16 protein-coding genes are annotated in these 15,832 nt (G+C 69.7%); 5 read left to right on the forward strand and 11 right to left on the reverse strand.

Annotation, left to right across the window (positions count from 1 at the left end):
- Positions 1-13: 13 nt before the first annotated feature.
- The 4 genes from AB0A97_RS07835 to AB0A97_RS07850 form a co-directional block, all read right to left on the reverse strand.
- Entirely contained in the window at positions 14-1,084 is a 1,071-nt protein-coding gene (locus AB0A97_RS07835; RefSeq protein ID WP_361146040.1) for a terminase, read from the reverse strand.
- Between the two features lie 2 nt (positions 1,085-1,086).
- On the reverse strand, positions 1,087-1,605 hold the full coding sequence (locus AB0A97_RS07840) for a hypothetical protein (RefSeq protein WP_361146043.1): 519 nt from the start codon (positions 1,603-1,605) through the stop codon (positions 1,087-1,089).
- Between the two features lie 31 nt (positions 1,606-1,636).
- Positions 1,637-2,068: a hypothetical protein gene (locus tag AB0A97_RS07845; RefSeq protein WP_361146045.1), complete on the reverse strand. Its 432-nt coding sequence runs from the start codon at positions 2,066-2,068 to the stop codon at positions 1,637-1,639.
- Between the two features lie 254 nt (positions 2,069-2,322).
- Positions 2,323-2,628 carry an HNH endonuclease signature motif containing protein gene (locus AB0A97_RS07850; protein WP_361146048.1) on the reverse strand — a complete coding sequence of 102 codons (306 nt, stop codon included), beginning with the start codon at positions 2,626-2,628 and terminating at the stop codon, positions 2,323-2,325.
- A 1,264-nt stretch (positions 2,629-3,892) separates the two neighbouring features.
- On the opposite strand from AB0A97_RS07850, the gene AB0A97_RS07855 reads away from it, so the two are divergent.
- Positions 3,893-4,285, forward strand: coding sequence for a sigma factor-like helix-turn-helix DNA-binding protein (locus tag AB0A97_RS07855; protein WP_361146051.1), 393 nt, complete (start codon positions 3,893-3,895; stop codon positions 4,283-4,285).
- A 120-nt stretch (positions 4,286-4,405) separates the two neighbouring features.
- Here AB0A97_RS07855 and AB0A97_RS07860 read toward each other — a convergent pair whose 3' ends face one another.
- A complete protein-coding gene (locus AB0A97_RS07860; RefSeq protein ID WP_361146053.1) occupies positions 4,406-4,669 on the reverse strand; it encodes a winged helix-turn-helix domain-containing protein in 264 nt (87 codons plus the stop codon).
- A gap of 160 nt (positions 4,670-4,829) precedes the next feature.
- On the opposite strand from AB0A97_RS07860, the gene AB0A97_RS07865 reads away from it, so the two are divergent.
- Complete coding sequence (locus AB0A97_RS07865) at positions 4,830-5,207, forward strand: hypothetical protein (protein WP_361146056.1); 378 nt, start codon at positions 4,830-4,832, stop codon at positions 5,205-5,207.
- 671 nt (positions 5,208-5,878) lie between these two features.
- Here the strand turns inward: AB0A97_RS07865 and AB0A97_RS07870 are convergent.
- Complete coding sequence (locus AB0A97_RS07870) at positions 5,879-6,880, reverse strand: hypothetical protein (protein ID WP_361146059.1); 1,002 nt, start codon at positions 6,878-6,880, stop codon at positions 5,879-5,881.
- Positions 6,881-7,401: 521 nt separating this feature from the next.
- On the opposite strand from AB0A97_RS07870, the gene AB0A97_RS07875 reads away from it, so the two are divergent.
- The gene (locus AB0A97_RS07875) at positions 7,402-7,677 is read left to right on the forward strand and encodes a hypothetical protein (protein ID WP_361146062.1); all 276 of its coding nucleotides are present in this window, start codon (positions 7,402-7,404) and stop codon (positions 7,675-7,677) included.
- Between the two features lie 109 nt (positions 7,678-7,786).
- Positions 7,787-8,098 (forward strand): hypothetical protein, encoded by a 312-nt coding sequence (locus AB0A97_RS07880; RefSeq protein WP_361146065.1) that lies wholly within the window; start codon positions 7,787-7,789, stop codon positions 8,096-8,098.
- Between the two features lie 238 nt (positions 8,099-8,336).
- On the opposite strand, the gene AB0A97_RS07885 is transcribed toward AB0A97_RS07880, so the two are convergent.
- A complete protein-coding gene (locus AB0A97_RS07885) occupies positions 8,337-10,001 on the reverse strand; it encodes an FAD-binding protein (protein ID WP_361146066.1) in 1,665 nt (554 codons plus the stop codon).
- Between the two features lie 344 nt (positions 10,002-10,345).
- Here AB0A97_RS07885 and AB0A97_RS07890 point away from each other — a divergent pair, with 344 nt between their 5' ends.
- Complete coding sequence (locus AB0A97_RS07890) at positions 10,346-12,094, forward strand: glycoside hydrolase family 18 protein (RefSeq protein ID WP_361146069.1); 1,749 nt, start codon at positions 10,346-10,348, stop codon at positions 12,092-12,094.
- A 66-nt stretch (positions 12,095-12,160) separates the two neighbouring features.
- On the opposite strand, the gene gatB is transcribed toward AB0A97_RS07890, so the two are convergent.
- From gatB to gatC, 4 genes are read right to left on the reverse strand one after another with little or no spacing between them, the layout of a single operon-like run.
- Positions 12,161-13,669, reverse strand: a complete 1,509-nt coding sequence (gene gatB / locus AB0A97_RS07895; RefSeq protein WP_361146072.1) for an Asp-tRNA(Asn)/Glu-tRNA(Gln) amidotransferase subunit GatB — start codon at positions 13,667-13,669, stop codon at positions 12,161-12,163.
- A 24-nt stretch (positions 13,670-13,693) separates the two neighbouring features.
- The gene (locus AB0A97_RS07900; protein WP_030018300.1) at positions 13,694-13,936 is read right to left on the reverse strand and encodes a hypothetical protein; all 243 of its coding nucleotides are present in this window, start codon (positions 13,934-13,936) and stop codon (positions 13,694-13,696) included.
- On the reverse strand, positions 13,933-15,435 hold the full coding sequence (gene gatA / locus AB0A97_RS07905) for an Asp-tRNA(Asn)/Glu-tRNA(Gln) amidotransferase subunit GatA (RefSeq protein ID WP_361146075.1): 1,503 nt from the start codon (positions 15,433-15,435) through the stop codon (positions 13,933-13,935). Before gatA ends, AB0A97_RS07900 begins: the two co-directional genes overlap by 4 nt.
- A complete protein-coding gene (gatC, locus tag AB0A97_RS07910) occupies positions 15,432-15,728 on the reverse strand; it encodes an Asp-tRNA(Asn)/Glu-tRNA(Gln) amidotransferase subunit GatC (protein WP_003984986.1) in 297 nt (98 codons plus the stop codon). The genes gatA and gatC overlap by 4 nt, the downstream gene beginning before the upstream one ends.
- Positions 15,729-15,832: the final 104 nt, after the last annotated feature.

The following is a 15,832-nucleotide window of genomic DNA, read 5'->3' on the forward strand; positions in this document are numbered from 1 at the left end:
TGTGCCCTCCGGGTTAGAAGAAGTAGACGGCCCCCGAACGCTCCTGGGGCCGCGTCTTGCCGGACTCAATGAGCCGGTGCCGCGCCAGGTCGGCCAGCAGCGTGGCCGCGTACGCATCGACCTTGTGCGCGGACTCGCGGCTGGGCTTGCCGAAACTCAAGCCGTACCGGTTGATCCGTCGGCGGGCGTTCAGCACGTGCCGGCGCAAGGTCTTGCCCAGCGGCGTGTCCTGACCGACGTGGCGAACCTGCTGGTTCTCCACGGCTGACACCAGCCGCTCATTGGCCGCTGTCAGCTCCTGGAGCCCGGAGCGCATGTCCCGGCCCACCGCCGAGTGCGGAGACGCCTTGATGACCAGGCGGTCCCGGTAGTCCTCTGACCAGGCATCCACATAGGACTCCCAGAGTGCGGTGTCAGCGAACATCGCGGCCACGTCGTATCGCTCCATGGCGTTGCGGACCGTGCCGTCCACCGCCAGGCGGTCCACCTTCCAGTTGTCCCCCGCCGGGCCGTCCGGTTTCTCCCAGACGGCCAGGGGGACGATCAGGCGGTCCCGCACGCGGACGGCCACCAGGCAAGTGGCGTCGTCGCTCCGGCCCCCGTCGAACCCCAACGTGATCTGGTCGCCGGCCTGGAGCGCGTCGTCCACGGCGCACGCGTCCCATTCGTCAGGGGCAATGAGCTGGTCTTCAGCCGTCACCAACTGGTTGAGGAACATGCGCTGGGACCGGCTCCGGGGCATGTGGCCGGAGTAGATGGTGGAGACGATCCACTCCACGTCCAGCCAGTCCGCGTCACCCCGGGCCGCGATGATCCCGGCCCGGAGCTGGTCCGGGTCCGAGAGGTCCACGGGCGGGGACTCCACGGAGTCGTAGTACAGGCCCGAATCCCGGCTCTTGCCCTCCGTCCACTTACTCCAGGCGTGCCAGGTCTGTTCCGCCACGGAGTCCTCCCCCGGCAAGGGGGCGTTGGTGATCTCCATGGTTCGGGCGCCGCCGCCACGGCTCTTGCCGACGTTGCCCGCGATCGTGGCGGCCATCTCGTGGCCCCCGTTGGCCTGGACCCAGTGATGGGTCTCGTTCATGATCACGAACGTGCTGCGGGTAATCGGCCGCCCTCCAGCGCACGGGGCGAACTGGTGACGGCCTCAATCACCCCGCCTCCGGCGGAGTAGATGATCTCTTTGCCCAGGTCGATGCCGTACGTCTCGATGGCCTCCGGAGAGAACATCCCGGGGAACAACCGCATCGTGTTGCGCGTCTGGTCCTTACTGACCGCGCACACCTGAACCCAGGGGGCCGGGTGGGGAACCGCGATAGGGGTTCCGTCCTCACGCCATCCGCCGAAACGGCAGGGACCGACGAACTCCACGGCCGCCAGGGAGGCCAGGAACGGGTCCTTCCCCCAGCCCTTCAGGCGCCTGACGGTGCCCTGCCGCCGGACGAACTCTCCCTGGTTGTTGATCTCAAACCAGCGGAGGACGATGCGGACCTGTTCCGGCGTGTACTGCCAGGGCTTGCCCGCGTCGGGACCGTCCGGCTGCCGGAGATAGCGGGCCGTCCACAAGAGCACGTCCCAGCCCAGGGTCCGCGTCGGGTCCGGCACGGTGTCAGGCCAGGTACGGACAGGCTCCAGCTCAACCACCGCCGGCCGCCGCCTTCCGGTAGGCGTCCATGAGCGTCACGCGGGCCGCCTCCGCCGGGTCTTCCCCGCCGGCCTCCCGCTCCAGTTCCACACGGGCCCGCCGACGGGCGCCCTCCGTGGTCAGCAGGTCTGTCATCGCGGACATGACCGCCTGGAAAAGCTGGGCGGAGAACTTGGTGGAGGCCAGGTTCCGGGACATGGCCTCCGCGACGTACACGGCGGTGAGCCAGTCCGACTGTTCGTAGAACTGGGCCTGGCCGGAGTCCTTCAGCGACTGGAACCACCGCTTCGCGACGGGGTGCCAGTCGCCGGAGGCCCGGGGGATGGTCGGGGCCTTCCCCGCCTCCGCCTTCACCAGGGCAGGGCCGTTGTCCGTGTTGCGTCTCCGACGCTGATCGGACCGCTTCGGCACAGGTCCAGGCATGGCAGACACCCCCCGGGCGGTTCAGGCCCGAACGGGCGGTTATCGACTGGTGGAATCAGGCCCTATCAGAGGCGTATGAGCAGGTCACAGGCGTGGCATCGGTTCACGGAGACGGAGGTGGCGGACCTTGGAACCCGTACAGGATCTGGACTGCTATCACGCTTCGATCTTCTGGCCATCCTGAAGGGGGTCACCCCCCAGGCCCGACCGGGCCGAAGTCGGTTCGGACCGAAGTCAGCGCGGACGCCGCGCGATCACAGGTCGCCAGGATGCGGACGCTCCGCCCGCCGCACCGACGGACGGGGCCTGGAGGCCCTGGCCGCCGCCGCCTCTCGCGCCGTCTTCCGTCGGTGGTGCCAGGCGCACAGCGTCTGAAGGTTGGCCACGTCGTGGTTGTCTCCGGGAACGATGTGGTCCACGTCCGTCCCCGGCTCCGGGCATCGGGGCCCGTCCACCAGGGTGGCCACGCACTGGTAGCCGTCCCGCTTCAACACGATCGCGCGACGCTGTGGCCAGTCGCTGGGCAGGCGGGCCCGCCGGTCGCTGGTGTCCCACGCCACGGAGCCCTCCATCACCTGTAATCAGCCCGGGTTGGTAACCCGCAAATTGCAGGTTCTCAATTTGCAGCTCTGGGAATTGCAGCTTCGCCGGGTTGGGGACTTGGCACCTTTACCCCTTGGGACCTGATGCGATTGCTTGCCAGCGAGCTGGCAAGATAGATCGATGGTTCAACGGGTCGATGGTTAAACGGTTTGATGGTTAGGTAGCGATGGCGCGACAACCAGAGCCATTACCAGCAGAGTTGTGCCTGACTCACGGCAGCAGTACCGTTCAGCGCATTCGGCCGCTTCGCAATCCCGAAGCGCAAGAAAGGTGCTTTGCTATGCCCAAGCCGGTCCCACCTGCCCCGAAAACACCACGGAAGTGGTTCGAGCTACGCATAGGTTCGTGGTACGTCTGCGCCGACTCCCCGCCGACGCGGACGCTCTGGACGCTGCTTGGTGGGGCCGGTATGTCGCTGCTGGGCTGGTACCTCTCCAAGCGCTAGACCATGGCCAGGGCTTAGCCTCCCGCAGGATTCCCACCCTGGCCTGGCGGTGCCGGCCGGTCGCGTTCCCCGCCCCCCGGGCGTCGTCACCAAGGGCGGGGAAGTCAATCCCCCATCGCCGCCGCGTAAGCCGGTCAGGGGGTCCGCGTGGACGGTCGCTTGGTCCGTCTCACGGGGAGTGTTCCCGACGGCCCGCGCCCGGACCGGGTACTAGTCCCCTGTGCACTTACACCACACGCGGAAGATCAGAAGGGCTCAACCCTCCCGCTCAACCCGAAGAAAAAACGGGGAGCGGGAGGGGAGCCGCGGGGCGGGCCGCTCTCACTTCCACGTCACACGCTGGAGCGTGGAGCGGAGCCGCCTTCATTTACATGAACTGAGAGCCGTTACAAGCCGGGGAAGGCGCTCCCCTCCCGGCGGAGGCGGAAGCAGAAAACCTGCTTCTGGATACTTCTTTCTCACCCGCACGCTAGGAGAGAAGTACGCAGAAGCAGGTTTTCTGCTTCCAGGCACAGCCATCCATCACCGTGTGTGACCGGCGTAACTACATAGGGAGAGGAGGCTGACGCGGCGGCGGATGCAGCGTGGGGCGAGCTGTCGCGATGGGCTCGCCGACTCGTCCTCGGCGGCTCACGGCCAAGTATCGAACGGGCCCCAAAGGGTGGCACGCCTGCGGTAACTTTTAGCGGGACCGGGACGGCCCTGACGGCGCAGACGTGGCCGTATGCCGGCGCGGCTCTCACTGCGTGGCCGTCACCCATCGAGCGGGGGCACCGATGACCAGCGAAGAGGTTGCAGAGCGTCTTGACACCCTGTCGGACAGCGACCGCAGCGTGGCGGCGCTCGTCTACCTAGATGGGCACTCGCTCCGAGAGGTAGCCGAGATGCACGGCGTCATGCGGCAAAGGATCTGGCAACAAGTGCGCAAGGTGAAACGCGCCGTCGGTATCTCCAGCGATGAAGAGTGGCAGGAGTTCCTACAGGAGCACGGTCGGTTGCTTGCCCCCTGTCTGGCACCAGGCTGGCGGGCGGACGGCGCCCCCTGCCCTAGGGTCGCAGGAGCTGACGTATGCGGGCCGTGTGACGAAGTAGCGAAGACCAACCAGGCGACTTTCGATGCGCTTCGACCGGCGGCGCTGGACGGCTCCGAAGTTCGTCCGTCGTCTTGACGATCGCGCCCACGGCATAGCGCTCATACGTTCCCCTCCGCGCCAGCTCCTCCGCTCACTAGGGGCCGCACGTGGTCTATCTCCACCACGTCCGTTACACCCCGTGGCGCGCAGCCTGGATCACTCGACCTCTTGAGTCTGGTCGCTTCGATCGCGGACGTACGTCCCGCGCTGGGGCACGGTGTACGCGTACCCCTCCTCCCGCAGGTACCGCACCGCGCGCCGGGCGGTGTCGCGCGCCACTCCCCACCGCTGAATCAGCGCGGACTCTGAGGGGATAGGGCGGTCCACGCGGAGGACCCCGGCCTCAATGTCTCGGATGATCTCGGCTGCGATCTGCCGGTAGGGCGGGGTCGGGGAGTCGTAGTCAATCTCTGCGGCCATGCGGGAAGCGTAGACAACCAGCCACTTAGGTGGCCGAAGCTATACGTATATAGACGTGGGTATAGGAGTTGGTTACCGTCGCTAACGAGACGCCCCGGCGCACCGCTGGTACCGGTCCGCCGGGGCTTGCCGAGACAGCTACAAGGGAGCTGAAACGACCATGCGCGACTCTATCGCCCGCGCTCTGCTGCGGGTGCTTGCCGTCTTCCTTCCAGCCGCCCGCCGGCGCACCCCCGGGCGCCACAGCGCGGCCTACCTCGCCGATCGGCTGCCCGTCGATTTGGGCGCCCACATCCACCTCACCCCCTGGCCGACCCCCGAACCCGAGCACGTCACCGCGCGGCGGGAACCGCTGGTCTACGAAGACAGTCGGTTGTCCGTCCGTCCGTACGCCCTGCCCGACGAAGCGACGCTCCGCCTGCACCGCCGTATCGCTCTACGGCTGGCCACGGAAGCGCCTGAACGTGAGTACCCCTACACCTACCCTGGTGCGCCGTTCCCCGCGTCGGCGTTCACCACTCCGGCGGTGTCAGCATGAACACTGCCTCTGAGTTCTGCTGCGTCTGTAAACGGCCCACTGCGGGCGCCGTGCCCGTGTCGTCCGTGGAGCGCGTGAGCGGCCCTCCAGTGGTGGTCTACGCGTGCCCCGATCACGCCACCCAACTGGTTCCACGCCCGACTCCTGATGAGCTGGACGCACCTACTGTGTGACTCCTGAGACAACGAAACGCCCCGTTCGGCCAATGTGCCGGGCGGGGCTTTCTGCTGGTCAATGGGGTGCTTACACTGCTACAGGAGTCTTCGACCATCCAAGGAACGATTCTCCTGCATCAGCACGACGACATGCCTGATGTCTCCGAGGCCACCCCGGCCGTGCCCGTGCCCACGCTCGGCGGCGGCCGGCCCGGCGGCCAGCGCCTGCTGAAGGGACGGCGGCAGCAGGGACGCGGCGGCGGCCGCACCCGCCGCGGCCGCGCCAAGTCCCATGACCCGTCTGCGAGATACCTCGGATGCCACGCTCGACCTCCCAGTCGTCTGCCCACGGTCGGGCAATGGTTCCCCCACAGCCCATTGGCTGCTGCGAGCGGGACGGTAGTGGAGCGCGGTGGCGGGCGACAGGTGTCGGGGTGACGGTTTCGAGAACAGATGGTTCCGGTTCCGGTTGTGGGCTCATCCGGTGGGACGGGCGGCGCCCTGCCCCTTCCGCCTTCACGCAGCGCCGTCAAGTACCGCCCGGACTTCCGGAACGTCCCGGTAGCCCTCCAGCCGCCCCAGCACGACGCGCACCCGTTGGGCCGTGCGGTCGCTGGTGACGGCCTCGCTCAGCGCGATGACCCGTTCCGCTGTCGCGGCCGCCTCTTCCGGTTCGTTCGCGTCGGCCAGAGCGACGGCCAGCCACGACAGGTACAGGGCGAGTTCCCGGGTGTGCGTCGCGTCGTACCGGCTGAGCACGTCCCGTAACAGGGGCACGGCCCGCAAGGGTCGGCGTAGCTCCGTGTAGACCCGGCTCTCCATGACCTGTAGCTCCCCGGCGTCCACCCAGTACAGGTAAGCGGGCGACTCGGCTCCAGCGCCGTGTGCTGCCAGCGCCTCGCCGGCCTCTGCGAGTGCACGCATGGCGGGCTGAGCTTCTCCGGCCCTGGTGTGAGCCCATGCCACCCGATCGAGGTAGAGCGCGCGGGCTTTCGCAGGTGCCTCCGGTCCTGTTCCGTCGAGGGCTGCCCGCGCAAGCTGGACCCCTTCGGCCTCCCTGCCGGTGTTGCTGAGTTGATAGGCCAGCGAACCAGCGAGGTTTCCGGCCAGCGTCCGGTCGTCCGCCTGCATCGCCGCGCTGAGACCCAGTCGGTGGACCCGTTCCGCGTCCGCGTGCTGCCCGGCATCGCTGGCGATCCAGCCCGCGATCTGCGCCAGTTCGCCGATCTGCCGGAGAAGAGCGCGCCCCACCTCTCCGGAGTGGGCGCCTTCCTTGTAGACCCGTACGGCAGCGCGGAGTTCCCGCAGCGCTGGACGGATCAGGTCTCCCCCGGCCAGCACGTCATCCGCGAGCCTGAGCCCGTGTACGCGTTCTTGCAGGTCGCCCACCTGCCCCAGACCGACACGTCGGCCCTCGCGGGCGCTGAGCGGGGCCAGCGGATCACCGGCGGGCAGGAAGTCCTCCAGGGCCGGCAGGGGCGGTTCATCGGCCTCCCGCGGCTCCTTGAGCACGTCCACGGGCACCCCGAGGGCGGCGGCGATGAACGGCAGCCATTGGCAGGGCGTGCGCTTCCCCTTCTCTCAACGGCTGACCTCCTGGCGGCCGACCGGTTCGCCTCCGACCCCGGCGCCGCGACAGATCTCGTGCGCCAAACGCTCCTGGCTCCAGCCATACGCAGCGGGTGCGGCGGAAGGCCGGATCGCGGAGGGAGGACGGGGAGCGCGCTCGGACTCCGACCTGGGCTCGCCCGGTCGGGACCCGGTCATGAACCGGGCCCACACCCCCCATCGCACCGCAGCTGCCCGGAACCGCCGGTCGTGCTCCCGGTGCCGGCCGCGTCACCCGGACCGGTGCCGGTCGACGGCTGCGACGCCTGCGCGCACGCTGCGGCGTGGCGGCAGGCGTACCGGACGGGAAAAGGCACGGCGGACGGTTGCACGAACCGGTCGGCGGCCGCGGACTGTTCCCTGGAGATCCGCGACCACCCGCACCACCCGCGCGTGACAGGACTGCCGCTCGGCACCCCGGCGGTACGCCCGTGAGTACCCGCCGTGTGTTCCGCGCCGTGCAGCACGCCATCGGCACCCATCCGCAGAGCGAGATCACCCTCACGGCGCACTGCCTGAGCGCCGGTTGCGGGTGGACGCCGGCGGCGACCGCCGACCTGAAGGCGGCCGGCCTGGCGATGATGACGCACACGGGCCGTACGGGTCACCCGGCGTTCGCCCGGACGTACGAGGACGTGGCGCTCGTACGCCGCCTGGAACTGAACGAGGGGCAAGCGGGCATTCCACCGCTTCCGACACCCCGCTGAGCCCCCGCTCCGGTCGCCCTCACCCGGGACAGGTCGAGCGACCGGAGCGGGCCGATCCTCAACAGGTCCACAACAGGCCTTCCCCACGGTGAAGATCACCCCATCACGCGTGGTGGACGAAGGATGGCACGCGCTGATCCTGCACACGGACCCGTACGCCAAGATGTGCGAACGGCTCGGCCGATTCGTCCATCATTACCCGGAACGGCCGGGCCCCGAGCGGTACGACCCACACGCACTCGCCCGGACCATGGCCCTGATCCAACAGGCTGGGCACAGCGTGGACAGCGAGCTGTGGACGGGGCCTGCCGAGGCCCTCGTACCGGTCGCGGCGAACTGTTCCCACACCCCGAAACCAGGCGGCCGCGGCCCCATCAACCCCGGAGAGTGTGCGACACATGGCGGCGGTCAGGGCGGCTAAGCTGCCGCACCCCGGCAGAGAAGGTGAGCGTATGGACGCGGAAGAGGCCCGGCACGTGGACGTCGCGCTGAGGCGGCTGGGTATTCCCGGGGTCGTCGCGCCGGAGGAACCGGGCCGGGCGGCAGGGGGGTGGCGGGCGTACTGACAGCGGTCCTGCCCGGGGCTTCCTCATCCCGTCGGCCGACAACTGACCGCCCGCACCCGAGCCGCCCCACGGGCAGCCCGGGTGCGGCTCACGTCACCGCGGCGGACGGACCGACAGCGCGTGCCGGAACTCGTCCCGCGGGTCCCAGCGCGCCTTGATCCGCTGGAGGCGCGGGTAGTGGTCCTTGTAGTACAGGGTGTGCCAGGGGACGCCGGAGGTGTTCAGCTTCGGGTCGGCGAGGTCCCGGTCCGGGTAGTTGATGAACGAGCCGTCGCTGACGGCGTTCGGGACGGGTACGCCGCCGGTGTCCGCGTACACGTCGCGGTAGAAGTCCCGGAGCCACGCCAAGGGCTTCGCCCCGGCCGCCTCCTCCCCCTCCCAGCCGGTCATGTAGACCGCCTTGAGAATCGAGTCCCGCTGGGCGACCGCCGTCGCGTCCGGTGCGACGCTGTTGACCTGTCCGCCGTACGAGACCAGCCACAGTGAGCCGTTGACGCCCTCGGGCACCGCGTCCTTGCTGCCCGCCGGGCCCGCCAGGTGCCGGTGGAGCGCGGTGATCTGCCGGTCCGTGTACCGCTTGCGGAGGTAGCCGGCCTTGACCTTGAACGCGGCCGGCTCGCTCTCCTGGACGAGGGCCACCGCCTCCAGCCACGGCCGGACGGAATGGTCGAGCGCGGGCCGGGCGCCCACGCCGCGCCCAACGGCGTCCACGTAGGCGTGCATCCGCCGTTCGGCGTCGGGTGTGGTGGCGTCGAGCTGTCCCACCAGGGCGATGCTGCCGCTGTTGCGGGCGTTGAGCATGAAGACGCTGAACAGGTCGTGGTACGGGGAGTCCGGGCCGCTGTTGTGCTCGTACCAGGCGCCGTGGTTGCGCACCAGCCGCGTGAACGCGCGCTCGTCGAGGTCTTTCCAGTTCCAGGTGGCGGCGAAGGCGAGCATCGTCGCCGGGGCCTTGGGCAGGAGCCGGGCGGGGTCGTCGCCCCGGGCGTGCGGGTCGCGGAACCAGTAGCGGGTGACGATGCCGAAGTTGCCACCTCCGCCGCCGGTGTGCGCCCACCACAGGTCGTGGTGCGGGTCCTTGGGGTCCCGGGTGGCCACCACGCTGCGGGCCGTGCCGGAGCGGTCCACCACGACGACCTCGACGGCGTACAGGTGGTCCACGGACAGTCCGTACCGCCGTGAGAGGGTGCCGTACCCACCGCCGAGGACGTGTCCGCCGACGCCGACCTCGGCGGTCGCCCCCGCCGGGATGGTCACGCCCCAGCCGAGGAACAGCGCGCGGTAGACCTCGCCGAGCAGGGCACCGGGCTGGACGGCGAACGCCCGCCGGGCGGCGTCGTAGCAGACCGCGCGCATGGGCGAGGTGTCGATCAGGGCGGTGACGGACGGGTCGTCGACGAAGTTCTCGAAGCAGTGGCCGCCGCTGCGTACGGCGATGCGCTTGCCGTCCCGTACGGCCTGCTGGACCGCAGTGACGACCTGCTCGGTGGTGCTCACGACGTGTACGTGGTCGGGCTTGCCCGCGAAGCGGCCGTTGCAGCCGCGCCGGGTCAGGGAGGCGTAGCGCGGGTCGTGGGGGCCGAGGGTGACGAGGCCGGTGCCGGACGGGCGGGCGGCCGCGGCGGCGCTCGCGTCCGGTGTGCCGGACACGGCCGGTGCGGTCGCCGCGGCCGCGATGCCCGGCGTCGCCAGGGCCGCGGCCGTTCCCCCCAGCGCCGCCGCTCCCGCGAGCAGACTCCGGCGCTTCACTTCACCCATGGTCAGGCTCCCCCGTAACTCGTGTGTCTTCAGAGGTGGTTGTTGTGTGTCGCACCTCTCCACCATCGGGCCCGCCGGGCGCCGGTTCATCGTCCACGGTGACCACCTGCCCCCTAAGGAGAAGGATGTACGCCGCGTGCCGCCTCCCCTCCCTCAGAAGGGGACGCAAGCGGCGCGCATCATCCCCGGGAACGGTTCGCCCCCTCCGGCGACGGCACCAACGCGCGCGTAAGTTTTCACGAACTCTTGACAACCGCATTGGTCTGGACCATTTTGTGCGCTACGCCCGCCCCGCCTCCGGACCGGGCGGACGGCCCTTCCGGGCCCATGACTTGGAGACAGCCATGCCGCACCCCCTCGTGTCCCGCACCCCCCGCTCCCGGCACAGACGGTGGCTCACCACCGCCTTCACCGGGCTGGCGGCCGCCGCCCTCGCCGTCACCGGCACCGCGGCCGGCGCCTCGGCGGCCCCCCACGCCGCCGCCGGTGTCGCCGCCGACGTCAACAACGCCAAGAACCCCGGATTCGAGTCCGGGCTCTCCGGGTGGACCTGCTCCTCCGGCGCGGGCACCACCGTGTCCTCCCCCGTGCACGGCGGCACCTCGGCCCTGAAGGCCACGCCGGCCGGCTCCGACCAGGCCAAGTGCTCGCAGACCGTCGCCGTCAAGCCCGGCTCCACGTACACGCTGAGCGCGTACGTCCAGGGCTCGTACGTCTACCTCGGCGTCGGCGGCACCGGCACCACCGACGTGTCCACCTGGGTCCCCGGCGCCACCACCTGGCAGCAACTGAAGACCACCTTCACCACCGGCCCCTCCACCACCTCGGTCACCGTCTACACCCACGGCTGGTACGGGCAGTCCGCCTACTTCGCCGACGACATCAGCGTCTTCGGACCGGACGGCGGCGGCAACGGTGACCCGGGTGATCCGGTTCCCGGCGCGCCCACCGGGCTGACCGCCGGCGCGGTCACCGCGTCCTCGGTGGCGCTGTCCTGGAACCCGGCCACGTACGCCACCGGGTACCACGTCTACCGCGACGGTGCCAAGGTGCAGTCGGTCACCGGTACGTCGGCCACCGTGACCGGCCTGAACCCGTCCACCGCGTACCGCTTCCAGGTCGCCGCGACCAACGCGGCAGGCGAGTCCGCCAAGTCCGCCGAGGTCACCGCCACCACGTCCCCGGATGGCGGCGGCCCCGGCCCCTCCGTACCGAAGCACGCGGTCACCGGCTACTGGCAGAACTTCAACAACGGCGCGACCGTGCAGAAGATCAGCGACGTCTCCGACCAGTACGACATCATCGCGGTCTCCTTCGCGGACGCCACCACCACGCCCGGCGCGATCACCTTCAACCTCGACTCGGCGGGCCTGGGCGGTTACACGGTCGCGCAGTTCAAGGCCGACATCAGGGCCAAGCAGGCGGCCGGCAAGAACGTCATCCTGTCCGTCGGCGGCGAGAAGGGCACCATCTCCGTCAACGACTCCGCCTCGGCGAACAACTTCGCCAACAGTGCCTACGCGCTGATGCGGGAGTACGGCTTCAACGGCGTCGACATCGACCTCGAAAACGGCATCAACCCGACCTACATGTCGCAGGCCCTGCGCTCGCTGTCCCAGAAGGCGGGCAGCAAGCTGGTCATCACCATGGCCCCGCAGACCATCGACATGCAGTCCACCCAGGGCGGCTACTTCAAGACCGCGCTGAACATCAAGGACATCCTCACCGTCGTCAACATGCAGTACTACAACAGCGGTTCGATGCTCGGCTGTGACGGCAAGGTCTACTCGCAGGGCACCGTGGACTTCCTCACCGCCCTGGCCTGCATCCAGCTCGAAGGCGGCCTCGACCCGTCCCAGGTGGGGATCGGTGTTCCGGCCTCGACCCGGGCCGCCGGCGGCGGTTACGTCTCCCCCGGCGTCGTCAACAGCGCGCTGGACTGCCTCACCAAGGGCACCGGCTGCGGCTCCTTCAAGCCCGCCAGGACCTACCCGTCCCTGCGCGGCGCCATGACCTGGTCCACCAACTGGGACGCGTCGACCGGCAACGCCTGGTCGAACGCGGTCGGACCGCACGTGCACAACCTGCCGTAACGCGGCACACATGCAGAAGGGCGGCACACCGGTGGTGTGCCGCCCCTCGCGTACCGGAACCGGGTGTCAGCCCTCGACGCCCAGCTTCTCCAGGATCAGCTCACGGACACGGGCCGCGTCGGCCTGGCCGCGGGTGGCCTTCATGACCGCGCCGACCAGCGCGCCGGCCGCCGCGACCTTGCCGCCGCGGATCTTGTCGGCGATGGCGGCGTTGGACTCGATGGCCTCGTCGACCGCCTTGCCCAGCGCGCCCTCGTCCGAGACGACCTTCAGGCCGCGCTTCTCGACGACGGTGTCCGGGTCGCCCTCGCCCGCGAGGACGCCCTCGATGGTCTGGCGCGCCAGCTTGTCGTTGAGGGAGCCCTCGGCGACCAGCGCCGCGACCCGCGCGACCTGCTCCGGGGTGATGGGCAGGGCGGCGAGCTCGGTGCCGTCCTCGTTGGCGCGGCGGGCCAGCTCGCCCATCCACCACTTGCGGGCGGCGGCGGAGTCCGCGCCGGCCTCGGTGGTGGCGACGATCAGGTCCACGGCGCCGGCGTTGAGGATGGACTGCATGTCGTGCTCGGAGACGCCCCACTCCTCGCGCAGCCGGTTACGGCGTACGCGCGGCAGCTCGGGCAGGCCCTTGCGCAGCTCCTCGACCCACTCGCGGGAAGGGGCCACCGGCACCAGGTCGGGCTCGGGGAAGTAGCGGTAGTCCTCCGCCTCCTCCTTGACCCGGCCGGGGGTGGTGGAGCCGTCCTCCTCGTGGAAGTGGCGGGTCTCCTGGATGATCGTGCCGCCCGAGGACAGCACCGCGGCGTGCCGCTGGATCTCGAAGCGGGCGGCCCGCTCGACGCTGCGCAGCGAGTTGACGTTCTTCGTCTCGGAGCGGGTGCCGAACTTCTCGACGCCCTTGGGGCGCAGCGACAGGTTCACGTCGCAGCGCATCTGGCCCATCTCCATGCGGGCCTCGGACACGCCCAGCGCCTTGATCAGCTCGCGCAGCTCGGCGACGTACGCCTTGGCGACCTCGGGGGCCCGCTCGCCCGCGCCCTGGATGGGCTTGGTGACGATCTCGATGAGCGGGATGCCGGCGCGGTTGTAGTCCAGCAGGGAGTGGGACGCGCCGTGGATACGGCCGGTGGCGCCGCCGACGTGCGTCGACTTGCCGGTGTCCTCCTCCATGTGGGCGCGCTCGATCTCCACGCGGAAGATCTCGCCGTCCTCCAGCTGCACATCCAGGTACCCGTCGAAGGCGATGGGCTCGTCGTACTGCGACGTCTGGAAGTTCTTCGGCATGTCCGGATAGAAGTAGTTCTTCCGGGCGAAACGGCACCACTCGGCGATCGAGCAGTTCAGGGCCAGGCCGATCTTGACGGCGGACTCGACGCCGACCGCGTTGACGACCGGGAGCGAGCCGGGCATGCCCAGGCAGGTGGGGCAGGTCTGCGAGTTGGCGTCGGCGCCCAGGGACGTCGAGCACCCGCAGAACATCTTGGTCTTGGTGCCGAGTTCGACGTGCACCTCAAGACCCATCACAGGGTCGTAGGTGGTCAGCGCGTCCTCGTACGACACCAGTTCAGTGACGGTCACGGAAAACTAACCTCTCAGTCCCGCTCAGCCCGCGAGCACGTCGTCGTCGCCGAGACGACGCAGATCGCGGATCAGCAGCGCGACTCCGGTGGCGATGGCGGCGGCGGAGACGACGGCGTCCAGGAGCTGGAGCCGGTCCTGCTCGCCCTTGGCCGCCTTCGCCTGCTTGACGACGCTCACCGCACCGAACAGCGTGGTGCCGATGGACAGATACGTACCGGCCTTGGACTTCTTGAAGCCCTTGGCCTTCGCAAGCTTTCCACTCACAGGGACGGTGCCTCCTCAAGCAGCGGGTGCCCCCAACGGGCGGTGAACGCGGCCTCGACCGCGGCACCGACCTTGTAGAGCCGGTCGTCGGCCATGGCAGGGGCGATGATCTGCAGCCCCACCGGCAGCCCGTCCTCGGGGGCCAGGCCGCAGGGCAGCGACATGGCCGCGTTGCCTGCCAGGTTCGTCGGGATCGTGCACAGGTCGGCGAGGTACATCGCCATCGGGTCGTCGGCGCGCTCGCCGATCGGGAAGGCCGTGGTGGGCGTGGTCGGCGAGATCAGCACGTCGACCTGCTCGAAGGCCTTCTCGAAGTCCTGGGTGATCAGGGTGCGGACCTTCTGCGCCGAGCCGTAGTACGCGTCGTAGTAGCCGGAGCTGAGCGCGTACGTGCCGAGCATGACGCGGCGCTTGACCTCGGGGCCGAAGCCGGCCTCGCGGGTCAGGGCCGTGACGTCCTCGGCGGACCGGGTGCCGTCGTCGCCGACCCGCAGGCCGTAGCGCATGGCGTCGAAGCGGGCCAGGTTCGAGGAGCACTCGGACGGCGCGATCAGGTAGTACGCCGACAGCGCGAGGTCGAAGGACGGGCAGGAGATCTCCACGATCTCCGCGCCCAGCTCGCGCAGCAGCTCGACGGACTCGTTGAACCGCTGCATGACGCCGGCCTGGTAGTGCTCGCCGGAGAACTCCTTGACGACGCCGACGCGCATCCCCTTGACGTCGCCGTTGCGGGCCGCCTCGACGACCGGCGGGACCGGCGCGTCGATGGAGGTGGAGTCCAGCTCGTCGTGGCCGGCGATGACCTCGTGCAGCAGGGCCGCGTCCAGGACCGTACGGGCGCAGGGCCCGCCCTGGTCGAGGGAGGAGGAGAACGCCACCATGCCGTAGCGGGAGACCGCGCCGTAGGTGGGCTTGACGCCGACCGTGCCGGTGACGGCGGCGGGCTGGCGGATCGAGCCGCCGGTGTCCGTGCCGATGGCGAGCGGGGCCTCGTAGGCGGCGAGCGCGGCGGAGGAGCCGCCGCCGGAGCCGCCGGGGATGCGGGTGAGGTCCCAGGGGTTGCCGGTCGGGCCGTAGGCGCTGTTCTCGGTGGAGGACCCCATGGCGAACTCGTCCATGTTGGTCTTGCCGAGGATGACGACGTCGGCGGCCTTCAGCTTCTTGGTCAGCGTCGCGTCGTACGGCGGGATCCAGCCTTCGAGGATCTTCGAACCGACGGTGGTGGGAATGCCCTCCGTGGTGAAGATGTCCTTCAGGGCGAGCGGGACGCCGGCCAGCGGGCCCAGCTTCTCGCCGCGCTCGCGCTTGGCGTCCACCGCACGGGCCTGGGCGAGGGCGCCCTCGCGGTCCACGTGCAGGAAGGCGTGCACCTTCTCGTCGACGGCCTCGATGCGGGCCAGGTGCGCCTCGGTGACCTCGACGGCCGTGACCTCGCCGGCGGCGATCTTCGCCGCGGTCTCGGCGGCGGTGAGCTTGATCAGATCTGCCATGTCGGTCACTCCTCCCCCAGGATCTGCGGCACCTTGAAACGCTGCTGTTCCTGGGCCGGGGCGCCGGACAGCGCCTGCTCGGGCGTCAGCGACGGACGGACCACGTCCGGCCGCATGACATTGGTCAGGGGCAGCGGGTGGGAGGTCGGCGGTACGTCTTGGTCGGCGACCTCGGAGACGCGGGCGACCGCGCCGATGATGTCGTCGAGCTGTCCGGCGAAGTGATCGAGCTCTTCGTCCTTCAGCTCCAAGCGCGCCAGCCGGGCGAGGTGGGCAACCTCCTCGCGCGTGATGCCAGGCATGCAGCGATCCTCAGGGTGAGTGTCTTGGCTTGTTGTCCGGGCCAATCCTATGGCGTACGCAACGGGGGTTCGAAACGCATTCCCGCAGTCGCGGGCACGGACCG

The sequence above is a fragment of the Streptomyces sp. NPDC045470 genome (assembly GCF_040646595.1).
Lineage (GTDB): Bacteria > Actinomycetota > Actinomycetes > Streptomycetales > Streptomycetaceae > Streptomyces.